This window comes from Microcoleus sp. Pol7_A1, assembly GCF_036701085.1.
Taxonomy (GTDB): Bacteria; Cyanobacteriota; Cyanobacteriia; order Cyanobacteriales; family Microcoleaceae; genus Microcoleus; species Microcoleus asticus.
Window position 1 is genome coordinate 106861 of sequence record NZ_JAUBQD010000006.1, and the last position, 17618, is coordinate 124478.

Here is a 17618-nt window from a genome sequence, read left to right on the forward strand (position 1 = left end):
GGGAACGAGAAAAAACCTCCTATTATCCTCTATAATAAAAATTGATGAAGCTACCAAGGAATTGTTAAATGGTAACAACAACATCAACTCCCGTAGAGCAGCAAACTACCCCAGAAAACCGAGTTATTTTAAAAGGTGTCAGTTGGTCAACTTTTAAAGCATTGCTGGCAGATGTTGGGGACGATAGAGCTTGGAGAATTGCTTACGATGGAGGAGTATTAGAAATCAGGATGCCACATCTAGAACATGAAGTTCCGAAAGGACTGATAGAAAGCTTTATTGAAGCTACAGCAGACGAGCTAGAAATCGAAGTGATGAAAGCTGGTTCTCTGACTCTGGAACGGGAAGATTTAACTCGTGCTGTGGAACCTGATACTTGTTTCTACATTCAAAATGAAGCCAGCGTCAGAGGCAAAAGAGAGATCAACCTTCCAGAGGATTTGCCGCCTGATTTAGCAATAGAGTCGGATTACACAAATTCTTCAGTTAATAAAGATTCCATATATGCTGCTCTTGGCGTTCCCGAACTTTGGAGGTATCGGCGGGAATCTCTGCAAGTTTATCAACTTGTAGAAGGGAAATATGAATTGTGCGATCGCAGTTTAGCTTTTCCCTTTTTACCCGTTGCAGAAATTCCCGGTTTCATCGAACAAAGCCGAACAGTCGGACAGCGTGCGGCGGTGCGTTTGTTTCGGCAAAGAATTAGAGAAATTTTACCGAGTCAAAGTTAACGCAAAAATTCGACTTACTGTAGTTTAAAAACTAGCAAATCAATTTAAATTACATCAGCATTCATCTGCGGTTAAAAATATCTTTAAGTTCGATATAAAATCATTTCATAAATTCCTGCACTCTCTGCCAAACTCGCTCCAACAAATCAGGTGCGCTAACATCAAACCATTCAATTTCAGGATAAGCGCGAAACCAGGTGCGCTGACGTTTAGCAAATTGCCGCGTGTGCAAAATAGTTAATTCTTTGGCTTCTTCCAGCTTAATGCCGCCCGCCAAATATTGTTTGATTTCCTGATAGCCCAGCGTGTTCAATAATGGCAAGTCGCAGCCGTATTTTTTACACAAATATTCTACTTCAGCGATCCAACCCCGTTCTAGCATTTGTTCGGTGCGCTGTTTGATACGATCGACCAAAACATCGATCGCGCAATCCAACCCAATTTGTAAAATAGGATAATTGGGAGGATTTTCACCCTGCTGCTCAGAAATAGAGCGACCGGTCACATAAAATACTTCCAGTGCTCTTAAAGTTCTGACGGAATCATTGAGGTGAATTTTCTCAGCGGCAGAGCGATCGACCTGCTGCAACATCGCGTAACATTGAGATTGTCCGAGTTCTGCAAGTTGCGATCGCAATTCGGGCATCGGCGCTACCCTCGGAATTTTCAAACCGCGCACGATCGATTTAATATATAAGCCCGTCCCTCCCACCAACAACAGGGGGGGACAAAGAGGAAAATCGACATCAGCAATTAATTTTTGAGCTTGCTGTTGGTAATCTGCTAATGTCAGAGTTTCTGTCGGATCGCAGATGTCAATTAAGTGATGCGGTACACAAGTGCGATCGACCGCCGTCGGTTTTGCCGTTCCGATGTCAAATTCGCGGTACACTTGACGGGAGTCCGCACTCAGGATCGAGGATTGCAGTCGCGAAGCCACAGCCACAGCCACTCCAGACTTCCCAGTCGCCGTCGCCCCGCAAATCGTAATTAATCTAGGCATAAGCTGTCGCACATTTCCCTATAAAAACTCTCAAATCCTCTCCTCTCCTTGCTTTCCCCTCTCTCCCTCCACTGATTGACGGCCCTACCCCTCGGAAATCCCGAAGTAATCTCAAAACTCTTCGTCTCCGTCCCCCCGATAAATTTCCATTCAGAAAGCCCTAGCATCGCCTTTAACGGTTTTGTGCTATAATTTTAGAAGTTTTCCCATTTTAGAAGCTTTTGGGGCTTTAGGCCTCATTATTGGAGCTATTGTTGTATGACCAGCAGCTACAGCGCCGACCAGATTCAAGTTCTCGGAGATCACGAAGCAGTTCGCAAACGACCGGGGATGTACATCGGTAGCACGGGCCCGCGAGGACTCCACCATTTAGTTTACGAGGTTGTTGACAATTCCATCGACGAAGCGCTGGCCGGTTACTGCACTCACATCGAAGTTGACCTCAACGCCGACGGTTCCGTTACCGTGACAAACAACGGGCGGGGAATTCCCACCGAGATTCATTCCAAAACTGGCAAATCATTCTTGGAAGCAGTTTTAACGGTTGTCTGCTTTGCGGACAGGAGTGGCGACGGCTACAAGGTTTCTGGAGGTATCCACGGAGTTGGGATAGCAGTTGTCAATGCTTTGTCTCAATGGTTGCAGGTAACTGTTTGGCGCGAGGAGCAAATTTACAGCCAGCGTTTTGAAAAAGGCATCGCCGTTACACAACTGAGTGTGAAACCGAGTCCAGAAAACCGCACGGGCACGTCAATTTGTTTCAAGCCAGATGCGGAGATTTTCAAGAGTGGCACTCAGTTTGATCGCACCACTCTTGCCCTTCATCTGCGGCAGCTTGCTTATCTCAATCCCGGTTTGACAATTATATTGACAGACAACCGCTTGGAAATGCTTGGCAGTAGTTCTCCCTGCATCGAAACTTACTGTTTTCCCGACGGCATCCGGGAATATGTCTCCTACCTGAACTCTGATGTGGAAACGCTGCACGAAGATATTATTTACATTCAGGGCGATCGAGACGACGTACAAGTAGAAATAGCCTGTCAGTGGCACCTTCTGAATCAAGATAATTCCTACAGCCGACTGTTTGGTTTTACTAACTGCGTTCGGAATATCGATGGTGGCACTTACATTAACACCTTTCAATTGGCAGTGAGGCGGGTGGTAAGTGCGATCGGGCACCAACTGGGGAAACTCAAAAATACAGACCCAGTTTTAATGGGGAATGAGGTTTTAGAGTGTGGCTTCACCGCCGTCATTGCCGTTAAATTACCGAATCCCGAGTTTGAAGGCGCGACGAAAAGTCGGCTGGTTAACCCGGAAGTACAAGAAATCGTTAAATCTTTGGTAAAAAAAGAGTTGATGGAATATTTGACAGCCCGCCCGGAAGTTGCAGGGGCGATCGTCCAACGGGCGATCGAGGCCCGCGACGCAGAAGCAGAAGCACGCAAAGCGCGGGCATTGCGCCGAAAGCAAGAATTACAAAAATATTAATGATTTGCAGTAAACTGCCACGGGCGATCGCACTTCTCAACCTTCCAGCTAACAGCGCCGCAACCAAATGTCAATAGATCCCCAAGTCAAACTATACAGGGTGCATCCCCCCGATAAATTTCCATTCAGAATGCCCTAGCATCGCCATTGACAGTTTTGTGCTATAATTTTAGGAGTTTTCCTATTTTATAAGCTTTCGGGGCTTTAGGCCTCATTATTGGAGCTATTTTTGTATGACCAGCAGCTACAGCGCCGACCAGATTCAAGTTCTCGAAGGTCTCGAAGCAGTCCGTAAACGACCGGGGATGTACATCGGTACCACCGGCCCGCGAGGACTCCACCATCTAGTTTACGAGGTTGTGGACAATTCCATAGATGAGGCGCTGGCTGGCCACTGCACTCACATCGAGATTGACATCAACGCCGACGGTTCCGTTACCGTGACAGACGACGGGCGGGGTATTCCGACCGGCATCGTTGCCAAGACTGGCAAATCGGGAATAGAAACAGTAATGACTGTACTTCACGCCGGCGGTAAATTTGGCGGTGGTGGCTACAAGGTTTCTGGAGGATTGCACGGTGTAGGTATTTCTGTTGTTAACGCGCTGTCCGAGTGGGTAGAAGTGACAGTTTGGCGCGACCAAAAAGAACATTTACAGCGCTACGAAAGAGGCAATCCAGTTACTGAACTTAATGCCAAGCCCAACAAAGGCACTCGCACCGGCACTTCAGTTTCTTTCTTGCCAGATACTCAAATATTTAGCACTGGCATTGAATTTGATTACACTACACTCGCCGGGCGCTTGCGAGAATTGGGTTACTTGAATGCGGGCGTGAGAATTACGTTTAGCGACCACCGTTTGGAACTGCTCAAAAGTAGCGAACCTCGCATCGAAACATACTGTTACGAGGGCGGAATCAAGGAATATATCGCCTACATGAACCGCGAAAAGCAGCCTCTGCACGAAGAAGTGATCTACGTGCAAGGAGAACGCAACAACGTGCAGATAGAAGTGGCTTTGCAGTGGTGCGTCGATGCTTTTAGCGACAACGTTCTAGGTTTTGCTAACAACATTCGGACGATCGACGGAGGCACGCACTTAGAAGGTTTGAAGGCAGTTTTGACGCGGACGATGAATTCGATCGCCCGCAAGCGCAACAAAATCAAAGAACACGAACCCAACCTCGCCGGCGAAAACGTTCGCGAAGGTTTGACAGCAGTAATTTCGGTCAAAGTCCCAGACCCGGAATTTGAAGGTCAAACTAAAACTAAGCTAGGAAATACAGAAGTTCGGGGAATTGTCGATTCCTTGGTAGGCGAAGTATTGACAGAATATTTGGAGTTTCGCCCCCAAGTAGCTGACGCTATTTTGGAAAAAGCAATTCAGGCATTTAAAGCCGCTGAAGCCGCCCGCCGCGCCCGCGATTTAGTGCGCCGAAAATCCGTCTTAGAATCGTCTCCTTTGCCTGGAAAATTAGCGGACTGTAGTTCCAGAGACCCTGCCCTGTCTGAAATATACTTGGTGGAGGGGGATTCGGCAGGCGGATCTGCCAAACAAGGGCGCGATCGCCAATTCCAAGCAATCCTGCCTTTGCGCGGTAAAATTCTTAACATTGAAAAAACCGACGACGCCAAAATCTACAAAAATAACGAAATTCAATCGTTAATTACAGCCCTGGGTTTGGGCATCAAAGGCGAGGAATTCGATCCGGGTCAATTGCGGTATCACCACATCGTAATTATGACTGACGCTGACGTTGATGGTGCCCACATCCGCACGCTGTTGCTGACTTTCTTCTACCGCTATCAGCGCGCACTTGTAGAACAAGGTTACATCTATATTGCTTGCCCTCCTCTCTATAAAGTGGAACGCGGACGCAATCATTACTACTGTTACAGCGATCGCGAAATGAACAATCTCGTCCGCAATGAATTTCCGGCGAATGCTAATTACACGATCCAGCGGTTCAAAGGTTTGGGTGAAATGATGCCGACACAGTTGTGGGATACGACAATGAACCCAGAAACTCGGACGCTGAAACGGGTGGAGATTGAAGACGCTGCTGAGGCCGATCGCATCTTTACGATCTTAATGGGCGATCGTGTCGCCCCCCGCCGCGAATTCATCGAAACCTACGGCCCCAAACTCAACCTCCTCGACTTGGACATCTAAATTAGCCAGTAGTCAGTAGTCATTAGTCATTAGTCAGTAGTCATTCGCTAACAGCCAATGACTGAGGACTAATGACTAAACTGTTTGTGCCTTCTAGCTTCGGATGCCTTCTGCTGAGTCTAGGTTTTGTTATAAAAATTAATACAATCTCTCATCAAATCGATCTAAGGTAAACACTTAGGTAAATTTTAGATTTTTGGCGCATCCATCAACTACCACAAAAATAGAAGGTTGGACAATATAGCATGAGCATCAATTTAGCTACCAAATTGCGTGAGGGAACGAAAAAGTCCCACACAATGGCAGAAAACGTCGGTTTTGTCAAGTGTTTTTTAAAAGGCGTTGTAGAAAAAACTTCTTACCGGAAGTTAGTAGGAAACCTCTACTTTGTCTACTCGGCAATGGAAGAGGAAATGGAACGCCAAAAGCAGCACCCGGTTGTTTCAAAAATTTACTTTTCTGAGTTGAATCGCAAACAAAGCTTAGAGCAAGATTTATTTTACTACTACGGTGCGAATTGGCGCGAACAAGTAGCTCCGTCAGCCGCAGCAAAAGCTTATGTGCAGCGGATTCACGAGATTTCGGCTACAGCACCGGAACTGTTAGTAGCTCACTCTTACACTCGCTACCTTGGCGATTTATCCGGCGGACAAATCCTGAAGGGAATTGCCCAGCGCGGGATGAATCTTACCGAGGGAGAAGGCACTGCTTTCTATGAATTCCAGGATATTCCTGATGAAAAAGAATTCAAGGCTAACTACCGTCAGGCAATGAACGAACTGCCGATTGACGAAGCAACAGCAGAGCGAATTGTTGACGAAGCTAATGCAGCTTTTGGCATGAACATGAAGATGTTCATGGAGTTAGAAGGCAATTTGATTAAAGCAGTCGGTCAGATGCTTTTCAATACCCTGACGCGGAAGCGCGGCGGTGGCAGTACCGAATTGGCTACTGCTGATTGAGTTAAAGCTCACTGGGGATAATTTGAGCCTCGTTTAAGAGGAAAAATTTAAATCCTGGGGGTTTGATGGCTGCTTTTACAGTCACCAAATCTCCGGGATTTTGCATGGCGGGCGATCGACTTTTTCTAGATGAAGGAAGAAGGAAGAGGGAAGAAGGAAGAAGGGAGAGGGAAGAAGGAAGAGGGAAAAAGGAAGAAGGAAGAGGGAAGAAGGAAGAGGGAAGAAGGAAGAAGGAACGTCGTCACCGTCAAGACGGTTCCCACAACTTACAACTAAGCTGGTGTGCATTTAATTTTCACAATCCTGTTTATTGAAACTCTTGTGGGGTGGGCATCCTGCCCGCCCCAAAAATTTAATTTAAATGCAGAACAACTATCACCTTCCCATGCCGCGATTAGGAGGCTCCTCGTCCCGGACAGGCAAAGAAGTTGGCCTTACTTGCCGCTCCAAATACTTGCTCAAAGCGTAAGCGATATCTCCGCGATTCATCGGCTTCAAAGGATTAATCTTATTAGTTCCGAGTTCAACATTAACAAACCCTTCATAAAGTGCAGTAGCCAGAGACTTTCTAGCCCAATTAGGGATTTCCCCTGCATCTGGATACTTAGCTAAAATCTCCGAAATGCTGGCATCGGGAAACTGAAAAACCCCGTAAGCTTGAGCAAAAATTGCCAAAGCTTCAGCGCGACTCACCCTTTGATTTGGGAAAAACATTCCGTCGCGATATCCACTCATCGTTCCCGTTTTCAAAGCAGTTTGAATCGCACTGTAAGCCCAGTAACTCTTCGGTACGTCCGGCAATTCAATATCCGGTTTTTGAGCGGTTTTCCGGCGTTCCAAACCAAAAGTTTTCACTAAAATCACCGCCAAATCGGCGCGACTGACAAGGCCCTCAGCATTAAAATTGCCGCTGGCATCTTTATTCATCAATCCTGCATTCACAACCCGATCGATCGGGTCAATTATTTGTTGAGATTGAACCGCCATTGGGACTCCTTGCACTAGCGCGATCGCCAAAAAAATACTCACTAACTTTTTCACGATTTTAATCCTTTCTGTCGCTAAAACAATCATGAAAACAGCAGTAATATTTTTTCTGGTTCCATCGGAATTATTCTGTGGTTTAGGCGGTGCGCGAGATTTGGGGATTATATATTAAAATTAAAGATTTGCTTCCGGCAAAGCGCCCTGCATTTTACCCAGCCAATCAATCAAATTATCCAATTGCTTTTGGGCCGTCAAAACCGCCATACCTCGAATAGTAACCTTCCCCTTGCTGTAGACAAAACGAGAGCGCAAATGTTCCGGCAAATTAGCCTTGAGCAAATTCCAAGCAGGCTCCTCCATAGCTGTTTCCAAAACTATGTGCTGCTTATTCTCCGGTTTGATCCGAGAAAAACCGATTTTTTTAGCGATTTGTTTGAGTTCGACAACCCGGATAAGTTGCTGGGCTGGAAGAGGAATTGGCCCATAACGATCGCACCAATCAGCCTGAATCTGCTGTAACTCTTCTGAGGTATTAGCATTCGCCACAGACCGGTAAGCGCTCATCTTTTGATCTAAATCTGCGATGTAATCAGCAGGAATAAACGCCGTCAAAGTCAGGTCGATTTGCGCGTCCTCGACTTTCGGAATTTCCTGACCCTTAATCTCCCGAATCGCCTCCTCTAACATTTCAGCATACAAATCAAAACCGATCGCCTCCATTTGACCCGACTGTTCAGTACCCAAAACATCACCCGAACCGCGAATTTCCATATCTCGGACGGCCAACTGATAGCCCGAACCCAACTGCGCGAACTCTTGAATTGCCCGCAGCCGCTGCCTTGCAGCATCAGACAGCTTGTTCTGCTTCGGATAAAACAGCCAAGCGTGAGCTTGAATCCCCGCGCGTCCCACCCGTCCCCGCAACTGGTAAAGCTGACCCAAACCAAAGCGCTGCGAGTCTTCAATTAAAATGGTATTGACACGCGGAATATCCAAACCCGACTCAATAATCGTCGTGCACACCAAAATATCGAAATCCGCCGCACTGAAAGTCAGCATAATCGATTCTAATTCCGAAGCCTCCATTTGACCGTGGGCGATCGCAATTCTGGCAGACGGTACCATCTCCTGCAACTGAGCGGCCAACTCATCAATCCCCTCAATCCGCGGCACCACGTAAAAAACCTGACCGCCCCTGTCCAATTCTTGACGAATTGCCGATCGCACCACTTCCGGGTTATAGGGAGCCAAATGCGTCTGAATCGGGCGCCTGGAAGGAGGCGGAGTCGCAATCAAACTCATCTCGCGAATCCCCGACAGCGACATATACAAAGTCCGGGGAATCGGCGTTGCTGTCAGAGTCAGAACATCTACCTCTGTTTTGAGAGCTTTAATCGCTTCCTTTTGCTTAACTCCAAACCGCTGTTCTTCATCCACCACCAACAAGCCCAAATCCCGAAATTTAATTGCTTTGCTCAAAACAGCTTGAGTACCGACAATCACATCTAATTCCCCAGTCGCCAAACGCTTGTGAATCTCCCGGCGCTCAGTTTCAGTGCGAAAGCGATTGAGCAAACCAACTTCGATCGGATAAGGGGAAAAACGCTCCGAGAGCGTGTGATAGTGCTGTTGGGTCAAAATCGTCGTCGGCGCCAGCAAAGCCACCTGCTTGCCCGCCGTAACCGCCTTAAAAATTGCTCTCAGAGCAACTTCTGTCTTGCCAAAACCGACATCGCCGCAGACCAAGCGATCCATCGGTCGATCGCCCTCCATATCGCGTTTCACATCCTGAGTTGCCTTCAACTGATCCGGGGTTGGTTGGTAAGGAAAAGAATCCTCTAATTCTTGTTGCCAAGGCATATCAGGAGGAAAAGCGTAACCTGTTTGTTTAGCTCTTTTAGCATAAAGATTCAGCAAATCCACTGCCAATTTTTTAACAGCTTTGCGAACCTTTGTTTTAGTTTTTTCCCAAGTTTGACCTGTCAGCTTGTTTAGATCCGGTACTTTCTCGCCTACAGTCCGAAACCTCGACAAAGCCCCCAACTGATCTGCCGCAACTCTCAGGGTACCGTCAGCATATTGAATCAGCAAATATTCGCGAGTTTCGCGATCTATCGTCAAGCGTTCCAACTTGAGAAATTTACCCACTCCATGCTGGCGGTGAACCACATAATCACCAGGGCTTAATTTATTCGGGTCTACTTGCTTAGAAGCAGCGCGGCGGCGCTTGCGGACGTAGCTAAAAGTAGCGAGAGAATGCTGACCGTAAAATTCCCGATCTGTAATTAAAACAATCCGAAAAGTCGGCAGAATAAAACCTTCCAATTCTGCCAGCCCGCTGTATTTCAAAGCAACCGGAACGTGCTGCAATTGCAACTTGTCGATCGCCAAAAAATCGCGCGGATTCACCACAAACTGAGCCGGACAGTCGTGCTCCGAGAGCAAAGAAACAGAACGGCTGGGTTGAGCCGAAACCAGGAAAATAGTAAAACCCCGATCGCGCTCTTCCCTGAGCATTTGAGACAACTTAGCAAATTGGTGAGGCATCACCGGCACAGGCCGAGAAGCCAAATTAATCGCAGACGGTAGCTGGTCGCCCTCGGCAGAGCTTTGAAATTTTTTAGCAGTCGAATCTTCTGCTAATTCTGAAAGTTCTAGCCTGTCGAAACCTGCGACATCTGCCATAGATTCAGCAAAAGTGCGGTGAATTTTCGGAACTTGCAAATGAGAAATTGGCAACTTTTCTGTGACCGCATCCGCAACCACAGATTCCCGCTCGCTATTTTTCCACTGTTGCTCTGCATTCTCAAACCAGCGGTCGCTGTGAGCTTCGCAGCCTTGCGGCTCGTCAACAACAACTAAAGTATTTTCTGGCAAATAATCCAACAAAGATGCGGGTTTTTCAAACGCTAAACCCAACAGTCTGCGGACAAATTTTTCTGTTTCATTTTCTGTGTCAACAGAGCCTATGTGGTTGATTTCGTCAACCTTTTTTTCAGCTAAAACTGCTTTAATAATTGCGTTAAAATTAGTAGGAGTTAACACCAACCGCTCGACCTTATCAAGCGATCGCTGCGAAGACGGGTCAAACTCCCGAATTTGCTCCAAATCATCCCCAAACCACTCGAGCCGCACCGGCAATTCAGCCGCCACCGGAAATACATCGACAATATCACCCCGACGGCTCCACTGGCCCTCCATTTCCACCAGAGCCACCCGATCGTACCCCATCGAGGCAAGTTGGCGGTCTAAAATCTTCGAGTCTTGAACCATACCTCGCTTCAGCGTCAGACAGTAGGGTTCAAAAGCAGCAGGCGGCGGCAAGTGAGACTGGAGAGCTCTTTCGGTAGATACAATCGCGATCGGCTTAGAATTAGCGTTTGTTTCTCGTTTCTCGACCAAATCCGCCAGCACCTGCATTTGACCCCAAGTCATTTCGCTTTCATCCGAGTAAGATAGCTCGTAGGGCGAAGCCTCCGAAGTCGGGTAAAAATGCACAGTCTGCCACCCCATAGCCTCCAGCCCGGCTACCCAGCGGCCGGCTTCTTCGAGAGTTGCCGTCACTACCAGTAAACTCCGCCCTTCTTGCTGTGCGAGGGCGGAAGCTACCAAACCTTTGGGCAAGCGGGCTAAGCCATTGAGTTGCACGTAGCGATGGCGCTTGAGCTTGTTGAGGAGTTCTGTTGCTAGGGGCGATCGCCCCAGGGTACGAATTATTGAAGAGAAAGTCATGCGCTTTTAATTTTAATCCCCGATCGGCGAAGGCTCTTTCCCTTTGCCTGTTAAGGAGATTGTACGACAAACATCCACGATCGTGCCGCTCTGCTGTTGACGCCTTGGAACTTAACTGGCGATAGATTTTTGCTCTAATATCTCGATCCTGCGATCGCGATCGAGCCAGTTCCGTTAATATAGGGCCAGGTTTAGAAAAAATTTCGATTTTGCGATCGAGATTCGCAGCTTCCAGACCTCTCCTGTGACTGCACCCAAAGACGGATACAAGCCCCCGACTCAAGTTGTGAAGATCGAAGAATTTTAGACATTAGGGAAATCCCCCAGATACTGGCGGCGTCGTCAATCTAAAATCTAAAATCTCAAATCTAAAATCGACTAACCGGGCAGAGCGCTTCGCCGTTACTACCGAAAATTTTAGAAATGTCCCCAAGTACCGATATTCTGATTGTTCTCCTGCTAATTTTCCTCAATGGCTTGTTTGTGATGTCAGAGATGGCCATCATCTCTGTACGGAAGGTGAGACTGCAACAGATGGCTAACCAAGGTTCAACCAATGCCCGCGTAGCTTTGGATCTGGCTAATGCCCCCAATCAGTTCTTACCGACAGTTCAAATCGGGATTACGATGCTGGCCATTGTGTCGGGCGCTTTCGGAGAAACGACGATTTCTAGAAGAGTAGAGCCTTTGTTGCACCTGATTCCTGCCCTCGCGCCCTACTCTAAGACGATCGCCTCAGTAGTAGCAGTTTTAACCATCACTTATCTGACTTTAATTATCGGCGAACTCGTGCCCAAGCGGCTAGCGCTCAACAACCCGGAGCCGATCGCTTCTAGCGTAGCAATTCCCATGCGAATGCTCTCAAAAATTGGCGCTCCTGCGGTTTATCTGTTAAGTTATTCCACTGACTTAGTGATGCGACTGCTGAGGATATCGCCCTCGACAGAACCGCAAGTTACAGAAGAGGAAATTAAAGTTTTAATCGAGCAAGGAACCGAAGCCGGAACCTTTGAAGAAGCCGAACAAGACATGGTAGAAAGAGTCTTTCGTTTGGGCGATCGGCGAGTCAGCGCCTTAATGACTCCGCGTCCCGATCTTACTTGGCTCGACCTCGACGACTCCGTAGAAGAAAACCGCCAAAAAATGCTCGGCAGCGGTCATTCTCGGTTTCCAGTGTGTCAGGGAGGCCTCGACAACGTGCTCGGTTTAGTACACGTTACAGATATGCTGTCGAGGACTTTAACAGGTCAACCCCTCGATTTAAGCGCTTCTTTACGGCGGCCTTTATTTGTACCTGAAAGCACGCGGGGGTTAAAAGTATTAGAGCTTTTCAAGCAATCTAGCAATCAAATTGCCTTGGTGGTAGACGAATACGGCGTGATTCAAGGATTGGTTACAGTTAACGACATTTTAGTCGAACTTGTTGGCGACTTTCCCTCGATTGAAGATGCTGACGAGCCGGAAGCCGTGCAGCGCGAAGACGGTTCTTGGCTGTTAGACGGAATGCTACCAGTCGAAGATTTTTTTGAGCTGTTTGGCCTCGAAGAAATATCAGCAGAAAACAAAGGAAGTTACCACACAATGGGCGGTTTTGTGATTACACATTTGGGCAAAATTCCGACAGCAGCCGAGCATTTTGAGTGGAACGGTTTGCGCGTGGAAGTAGTCGATATGGACGGCAACCGAGTTGATAAGATATTGGTAATGCCGATCGACTCAGCGGGCGATCGACCTAGAACCGAACCAAAAACCTAAAAACCATTCACCACAGTCAATTGTTCTCATCAGCCCAGATAAAAAGTACATTTCCTTTATATGGGCGGGTTTGACCAACCATCTCCGCAAGAATTCAAAATATAAATAAACCCGCCCCCACCCCACGGTAAATCGAAATGTACATTCAAATTTAGCATGGCGGGGGCGGGTTTTTGAGACTGTTTGTTTGAGTCGTTGATGGTTAGTGGAAGCCACCCCTACTTCTTCTTTTGTATTTCATCCTTCCGCAAAGCTTCCAGAATAGAACTGCCCACATAATTGCTGAAAACCACCTCTCCAGTTTGATTGTAGTGGCAGCAGCTATCTACATAAACAGCCTCTTTAGTCTTGTCAAAAACATTGACAGCATTCACTATATTGATATTATTTTTTTCCAAATTAAGAAACTTTTTGAAAAGAGCCGGATATCCAATTTGCACAGCTTTAGCATAAGGAGTATCCTTGTTAAAAGCAATCTGCTTTTCCGCTTCACCAAACACCCTTTTCGTCTGATAATATTGATTAGGTTGGAGAACATGAAAATAAGGCACATTACTAGCCGATAGCACTTTGTGCATAAAAATTGAACTTTTTGCCCAATTCAACGCCATTTCTTGAAAAGCTACTGAATCCTGTAAAACTGACTTGTTAGTATTGATATAAATAACGCTGCCACTATCATCTTTTTGTTGTTTAGTCCGTGCTTTTTCAAACTTAATGACATCTCTTTTATAATTATTTACTAAATTTTGAACGTAAACAGAAGTCAAAGCATCGCACGCAGCTAAAGAACAGTGTTGCAAACTTTCCAAACCCTGATTAATTCTAGCTTTATTTTCTTTAATTGCGATCGTTGCTTTCATGGCTTTTGTAGAAAGGCTATTATTCGCCAAGTTAGTCAGCGGCAAAATATGCTGAATGCTTGGCATCGCCAAATCGACTTGATTTTTATTGTTTAAATTAGAAAGTGCTACTTCATTAAAGCCATCTATATTGACGACCATATCTAATTCTTGACCTAAAGCCAAAAAGTAGTTTAAAATTAATAATTGCTGCGGTTGTTTGTAGCCTCCTGTAGCAAATGACAAAATTACAAATTCTCGATCTTTGAAAGCCGGAATCTGCTTTATATATCGAGGTAAAATTTTATTTTGAACTTCAAAGATCCCATAATTTGAAGCCACGGAGCCGCCAAATACTCCGATAATAAATTGATTTTTATTGGTCTTTTTTAAAGGGTAATCATAAGGAGAGATAAATCCGTAGTTGTTAACCTTAAAACCCGGTCGAAAATCTGGGCCTGGTTGTTGAATAAATCCCAAAAAAGGATGAAACCTTTCAACAATAGACTGATTCAGCCGCACTCCTTCTAAATTAATTCCTAAAGCCGACTTATCTTGCGTCTTTTGTCTAGTATAGAAAAATTGCTTGTGCTTGACAAAATACCATCCCAAGGAACCGAGTTCCAGGAAAAAAAGTAAAAGCGCTAAGTTAATTAAAACAATTTTTAGGAGTTCTTGGTTTTTGTTAATAAACTTAAAATTTTTCATAAAGATCTATTTCGACTTTCTTACTACTTTAATAATGGAACTGGAAACATAGTTGGCTAATACGTCCTCTCCCACTGAATTATAGTGGCAGCAGGCATCTTTGTAAACCGTCTCTTTTGTATTGTCTAAAATATTCACGGCGTTAAAAACATTAACCCCAGCTTTTTGCAAATCATCGACTTTGGACAACAGCACCGGATAACCTTTTTTCACCCCTTCAATGTAAGGACTCTTCTTGTCAATCGCGATTTCGTTTTCCTTGGCGGTAAACGCTCGCTTAGTTGGATAATACTGGTTGGGTTGGATAAAGTGAAAATAGTTAATTTTTCTACTTGATAAAATTTGATTCATCCCGATCGACGATTCGTACCACATCGATGCCATTTTGTCAAAAGCAGCGGCATCCTGCAAAACAAAGTCAGCTTTGGGAATGTATACTATACCGCTATTTGCCGTATCTGGGTTGGATTGTGTGACTTGCCGATCGTACTTGACAACTGCTTGCTGGTAATTGTTGACTAATTGTTTCACCTGTAGCGAGGTAACAGCGTGACACAAAGCAAGCTGACAAGTTTGCAATTTGTCAATACCTGCTTTCAACTGTTTTTTGTTTTCGTTAATTTGCACGATCGAACTCATCGCTTCCGGCGACAAGTTGTTGTTGGCTAAACCCGTCAAAGGCTGTATGTGTTGAACGCTGGGCATTCCTACTTCAACTTGGGCTTTATTGTTTAAATTTGACAGTGCTACTTCGTTAAAACCGTCAATATTGATGACTAAATCTAACTCTTGACCCAAAGCCAGAAAATAATTTAAAATTAATAACTGCTGGGGTTGTTTATAGCCACCGTTGCCAAAATTTAAAACCACAATTTCGCGACCGGCAAATTCTGGATAACTCTGCAATTTTTTAGACAATCTTTGACTGACATATTCATCTACTGCAAAGTTGTTAGCAACTGAACCGCCAAAAACTCCGATAATAAATTGATTTTTATTGGTTTTAATAAAGGGATATTCGTACAGGGAAAAAAAGCCGTGTTTGTTGACTTTTAACTTTAGTTTTTCATTAGTAAAAGCACCTTGTTTGAGCACGTAGCCAAAAAACGGGTGCAGTCTTTCTACGATAGATTCATCAAGCCTAATTCCGATTCTTTCAATATCTTCTACTACTTTTTCTTTGGTTTTTGTTCTGGTATAAAAAAACTGCTTTTGGTTAATAAAATAAAAAGCTAGCGACAAAGCTTCCAAACAAATAAAGGCGATCGCCAAATTAACCGCGATTATAATTAATATATTTTTGCCTTTTTCGAGTGGCGTTGAATCTTTCATGAAATTTGACTGATTACGGTTGTTTTTTGGGGACTTGAGACTGCTTCAAATTTTGGCACAAATTTCGGTTAATCAAGATACTAGCCAGCCGGTGTCCTAGTTCATTCCAGTGACCCCCACAGGGTACAGAGTTCTCAAAACCGTGGGCGCAGACTTGATATTTTTCAGTGTAGCCTTGGATCTGTTCGGATAAATTCAGTACCCGAAAACCCTCGCGCGCGCCCAATTTTTCCAGCCGCCTATCGGGATAAAACAAATCCTGAATGTTGTTCTTTCTCATAAAATTTTTTCGCCTCTGGGCCTCCGGTCTAACTTGCATCGGATCGCCGATCGTCACAACCAAGAAATCAGCCTTTTTCTGCACGACTTCATTCCGCATTGTCACAATCAAACCCTCTGTCACCCTCCAAGCCTCTTGCCAAGCTGCATCCTGAGGTTCCTTGAGGTTCAGGGTACTTAATGTCGTAAAATCCCCGGATAACTCCCGTTTTTTCCTATCTAAGTCTACCTTTTTAATGACTTGCAAAATTCGCGAATTGTTGACGATAAAACTGGGCATTCGGTCTACAAAGGAAATTGCTCTTTCGTTGCGGTCGATCGGCGCCAGATTGCGAAAAGACATATCTGCTACTAACTTGCCGCTAGCATCATAAGCAAAAAATGGTCGGTAGCGATCGTATTCCAGTTTAGGAGAATTATTTATCACATCATTGCCAATAAAAAAAGCAAGAATTACAATATCAGGACTGTAATCCCACACTTTTTTTCGCAGCATTATCAATTCTTGAGCAGTACCATAACCCTGCACGCCAAAATTGATTACCTCAACATTTTTGCTGCGTCCCTTAACGGCCTGGCAGTTGCCTAACTTTCTTTCCAGTTTCGACCAGAAAGTTTGTTCGACTGGTACGTGAATTGCTTCGGTGAAAGAATCGCCCAAAACCGCCACACGCAAAGTATTTGGAGGTTTTGCTTTTGTGTGTTCGCGATCGCGCAAGCCCTCGCTATTCACCTGCACAAAACTCGCACCTTCCCCATTCCATTCCCCCGACGCACCCGGTTTCAGCTTCCAGCCCAAATTCGGATCGGAAGTGTGGAAACGAGTTGGCGCCGAGTCTACGAAATCTCCTATTTTTGGATAGCCTTCAATCCCCGCCGTCCGCAATCCAATTTCACCAATTATCACCCCCATCAATAAACCACCGAGTGTCAAACCTAAATTGACACCCAAATTTTTCAACTTGCTCATTATTTCAAAACAGGGTGTAAATAAATGGAGCAATCACAGAACCCTGACTCAATACAATCAAAGCTCCCAAAAAGACTAAAGTCACAATTAACGGCAACAGCCAATACTTTTGGCGCTCTCTCATAAACGCCCACAAATCTTTGATAAAGTCTAAAGTTGCTTCAAACACTTAGAAAGGACGCTCCATACTAACTTTTGTTCTTGCTTTACTTGGAATGCGGTAAGTATCCATTTTCGGATTGAGTTTTCGCCGCATTGCATCTTCGCCGAAAATGTTTTTGATCACTCCCATCGGCCAAATTATCAGGTAAAAAACTATCCCTAGGACGATCGGCGTTTGGATTTTGTGGAGGATAAGTCCAAACCGCATCCACCCGTGATAAATGGGATTCAGCGATTTCGGCGCAACCAATGCTAGCACGATTAGGACTGCGCCGATTGCCCAAGGCCACCAAGGTAGAGAATGGCGCCGCAGTAAAGGTACTGCTAAACCGAAGATCACTGCAATCAAGCCACCAATTAGCAGCCCGAAATCGCGCAAGCCTTTTTTGTCTAGTTTTTTAATTTCGTCGCTCATTAGAAATGGAGAATGGGGAATGGGGAATGGGGAATTAGTTATTAGTTATTCGTACCAACTAATAACTAATAA

14 protein-coding genes are annotated in these 17618 nt (G+C 45.4%); 6 read left to right on the forward strand and 8 right to left on the reverse strand.

Translation table 11 applies throughout. The annotated features are described in order from the left end of the window. Positions 1–68: 68 nt before the first annotated feature. Complete coding sequence (locus tag QUA20_RS06205) at positions 69–731, forward strand: Uma2 family endonuclease (protein ID WP_333186546.1); 663 nt, start codon at positions 69–71, stop codon at positions 729–731. Positions 732–831: 100 nt separating this feature from the next. Here the strand turns inward: QUA20_RS06205 and miaA are convergent, their stop codons facing one another. Further along, positions 832–1734, reverse strand: coding sequence for a tRNA (adenosine(37)-N6)-dimethylallyltransferase MiaA (miaA, locus tag QUA20_RS06210; RefSeq protein WP_333186548.1), 903 nt, complete (start codon positions 1732–1734; stop codon positions 832–834). A 258-nt stretch (positions 1735–1992) separates the two neighbouring features. Between miaA and QUA20_RS06215 the strand changes: the two genes are divergently transcribed. From QUA20_RS06215 to QUA20_RS06230, 4 genes are all read left to right on the forward strand, one after another. Beyond that, entirely contained in the window at positions 1993–3228 is a 1236-nt protein-coding gene (locus QUA20_RS06215; protein ID WP_333186550.1) for an ATP-binding protein, read from the forward strand. Positions 3229–3461: 233 nt separating this feature from the next. Beyond that, positions 3462–5402, forward strand: coding sequence for a DNA topoisomerase (ATP-hydrolyzing) subunit B (gene gyrB / locus QUA20_RS06220; protein ID WP_333186553.1), 1941 nt, complete (start codon positions 3462–3464; stop codon positions 5400–5402). 245 nt (positions 5403–5647) lie between these two features. Next, on the forward strand, positions 5648–6364 hold the full coding sequence (locus QUA20_RS06225) for a heme oxygenase (biliverdin-producing) (protein WP_333186555.1): 717 nt from the start codon (positions 5648–5650) through the stop codon (positions 6362–6364). 65 nt (positions 6365–6429) lie between these two features. Then, positions 6430–6678: a hypothetical protein gene (locus tag QUA20_RS06230; RefSeq protein WP_333186558.1), complete on the forward strand. Its 249-nt coding sequence runs from the start codon at positions 6430–6432 to the stop codon at positions 6676–6678. Positions 6679–6739: 61 nt separating this feature from the next. Here QUA20_RS06230 and QUA20_RS06235 read toward each other — a convergent pair whose 3' ends face one another. Further along, complete coding sequence (locus tag QUA20_RS06235; protein WP_333186561.1) at positions 6740–7405, reverse strand: S-layer homology domain-containing protein; 666 nt, start codon at positions 7403–7405, stop codon at positions 6740–6742. A gap of 120 nt (positions 7406–7525) precedes the next feature. Next, positions 7526–11083, reverse strand: a complete 3558-nt coding sequence (mfd, locus tag QUA20_RS06240; protein ID WP_333186564.1) for a transcription-repair coupling factor — start codon at positions 11081–11083, stop codon at positions 7526–7528. A 423-nt stretch (positions 11084–11506) separates the two neighbouring features. Between mfd and QUA20_RS06245 the strand changes: the two genes are divergently transcribed. Beyond that, on the forward strand, positions 11507–12838 hold the full coding sequence (locus tag QUA20_RS06245) for a hemolysin family protein (RefSeq protein WP_333186567.1): 1332 nt from the start codon (positions 11507–11509) through the stop codon (positions 12836–12838). Between the two features lie 218 nt (positions 12839–13056). Here the strand turns inward: QUA20_RS06245 and QUA20_RS06250 are convergent, their stop codons facing one another. From QUA20_RS06250 to QUA20_RS06270, 5 genes are read right to left on the reverse strand one after another with little or no spacing between them, the layout of a single operon-like run. Further along, positions 13057–14388, reverse strand: a complete 1332-nt coding sequence (locus tag QUA20_RS06250) for a hypothetical protein (RefSeq protein ID WP_333186569.1) — start codon at positions 14386–14388, stop codon at positions 13057–13059. Positions 14389–14394: 6 nt separating this feature from the next. After that, positions 14395–15720 carry a hypothetical protein gene (locus QUA20_RS06255; RefSeq protein WP_333186571.1) on the reverse strand — a complete coding sequence of 442 codons (1326 nt, stop codon included), beginning with the start codon at positions 15718–15720 and terminating at the stop codon, positions 14395–14397. 13 nt (positions 15721–15733) lie between these two features. Further along, on the reverse strand, positions 15734–16969 hold the full coding sequence (locus QUA20_RS06260; protein ID WP_333186574.1) for an SGNH/GDSL hydrolase family protein: 1236 nt from the start codon (positions 16967–16969) through the stop codon (positions 15734–15736). A 4-nt stretch (positions 16970–16973) separates the two neighbouring features. Further along, complete coding sequence (locus tag QUA20_RS06265; RefSeq protein ID WP_172186941.1) at positions 16974–17138, reverse strand: DUF5989 family protein; 165 nt, start codon at positions 17136–17138, stop codon at positions 16974–16976. Next, positions 17139–17546 (reverse strand): SxtJ family membrane protein, encoded by a 408-nt coding sequence (locus tag QUA20_RS06270; protein WP_333186579.1) that lies wholly within the window; start codon positions 17544–17546, stop codon positions 17139–17141. Positions 17547–17618 lie beyond the last annotated feature (72 nt).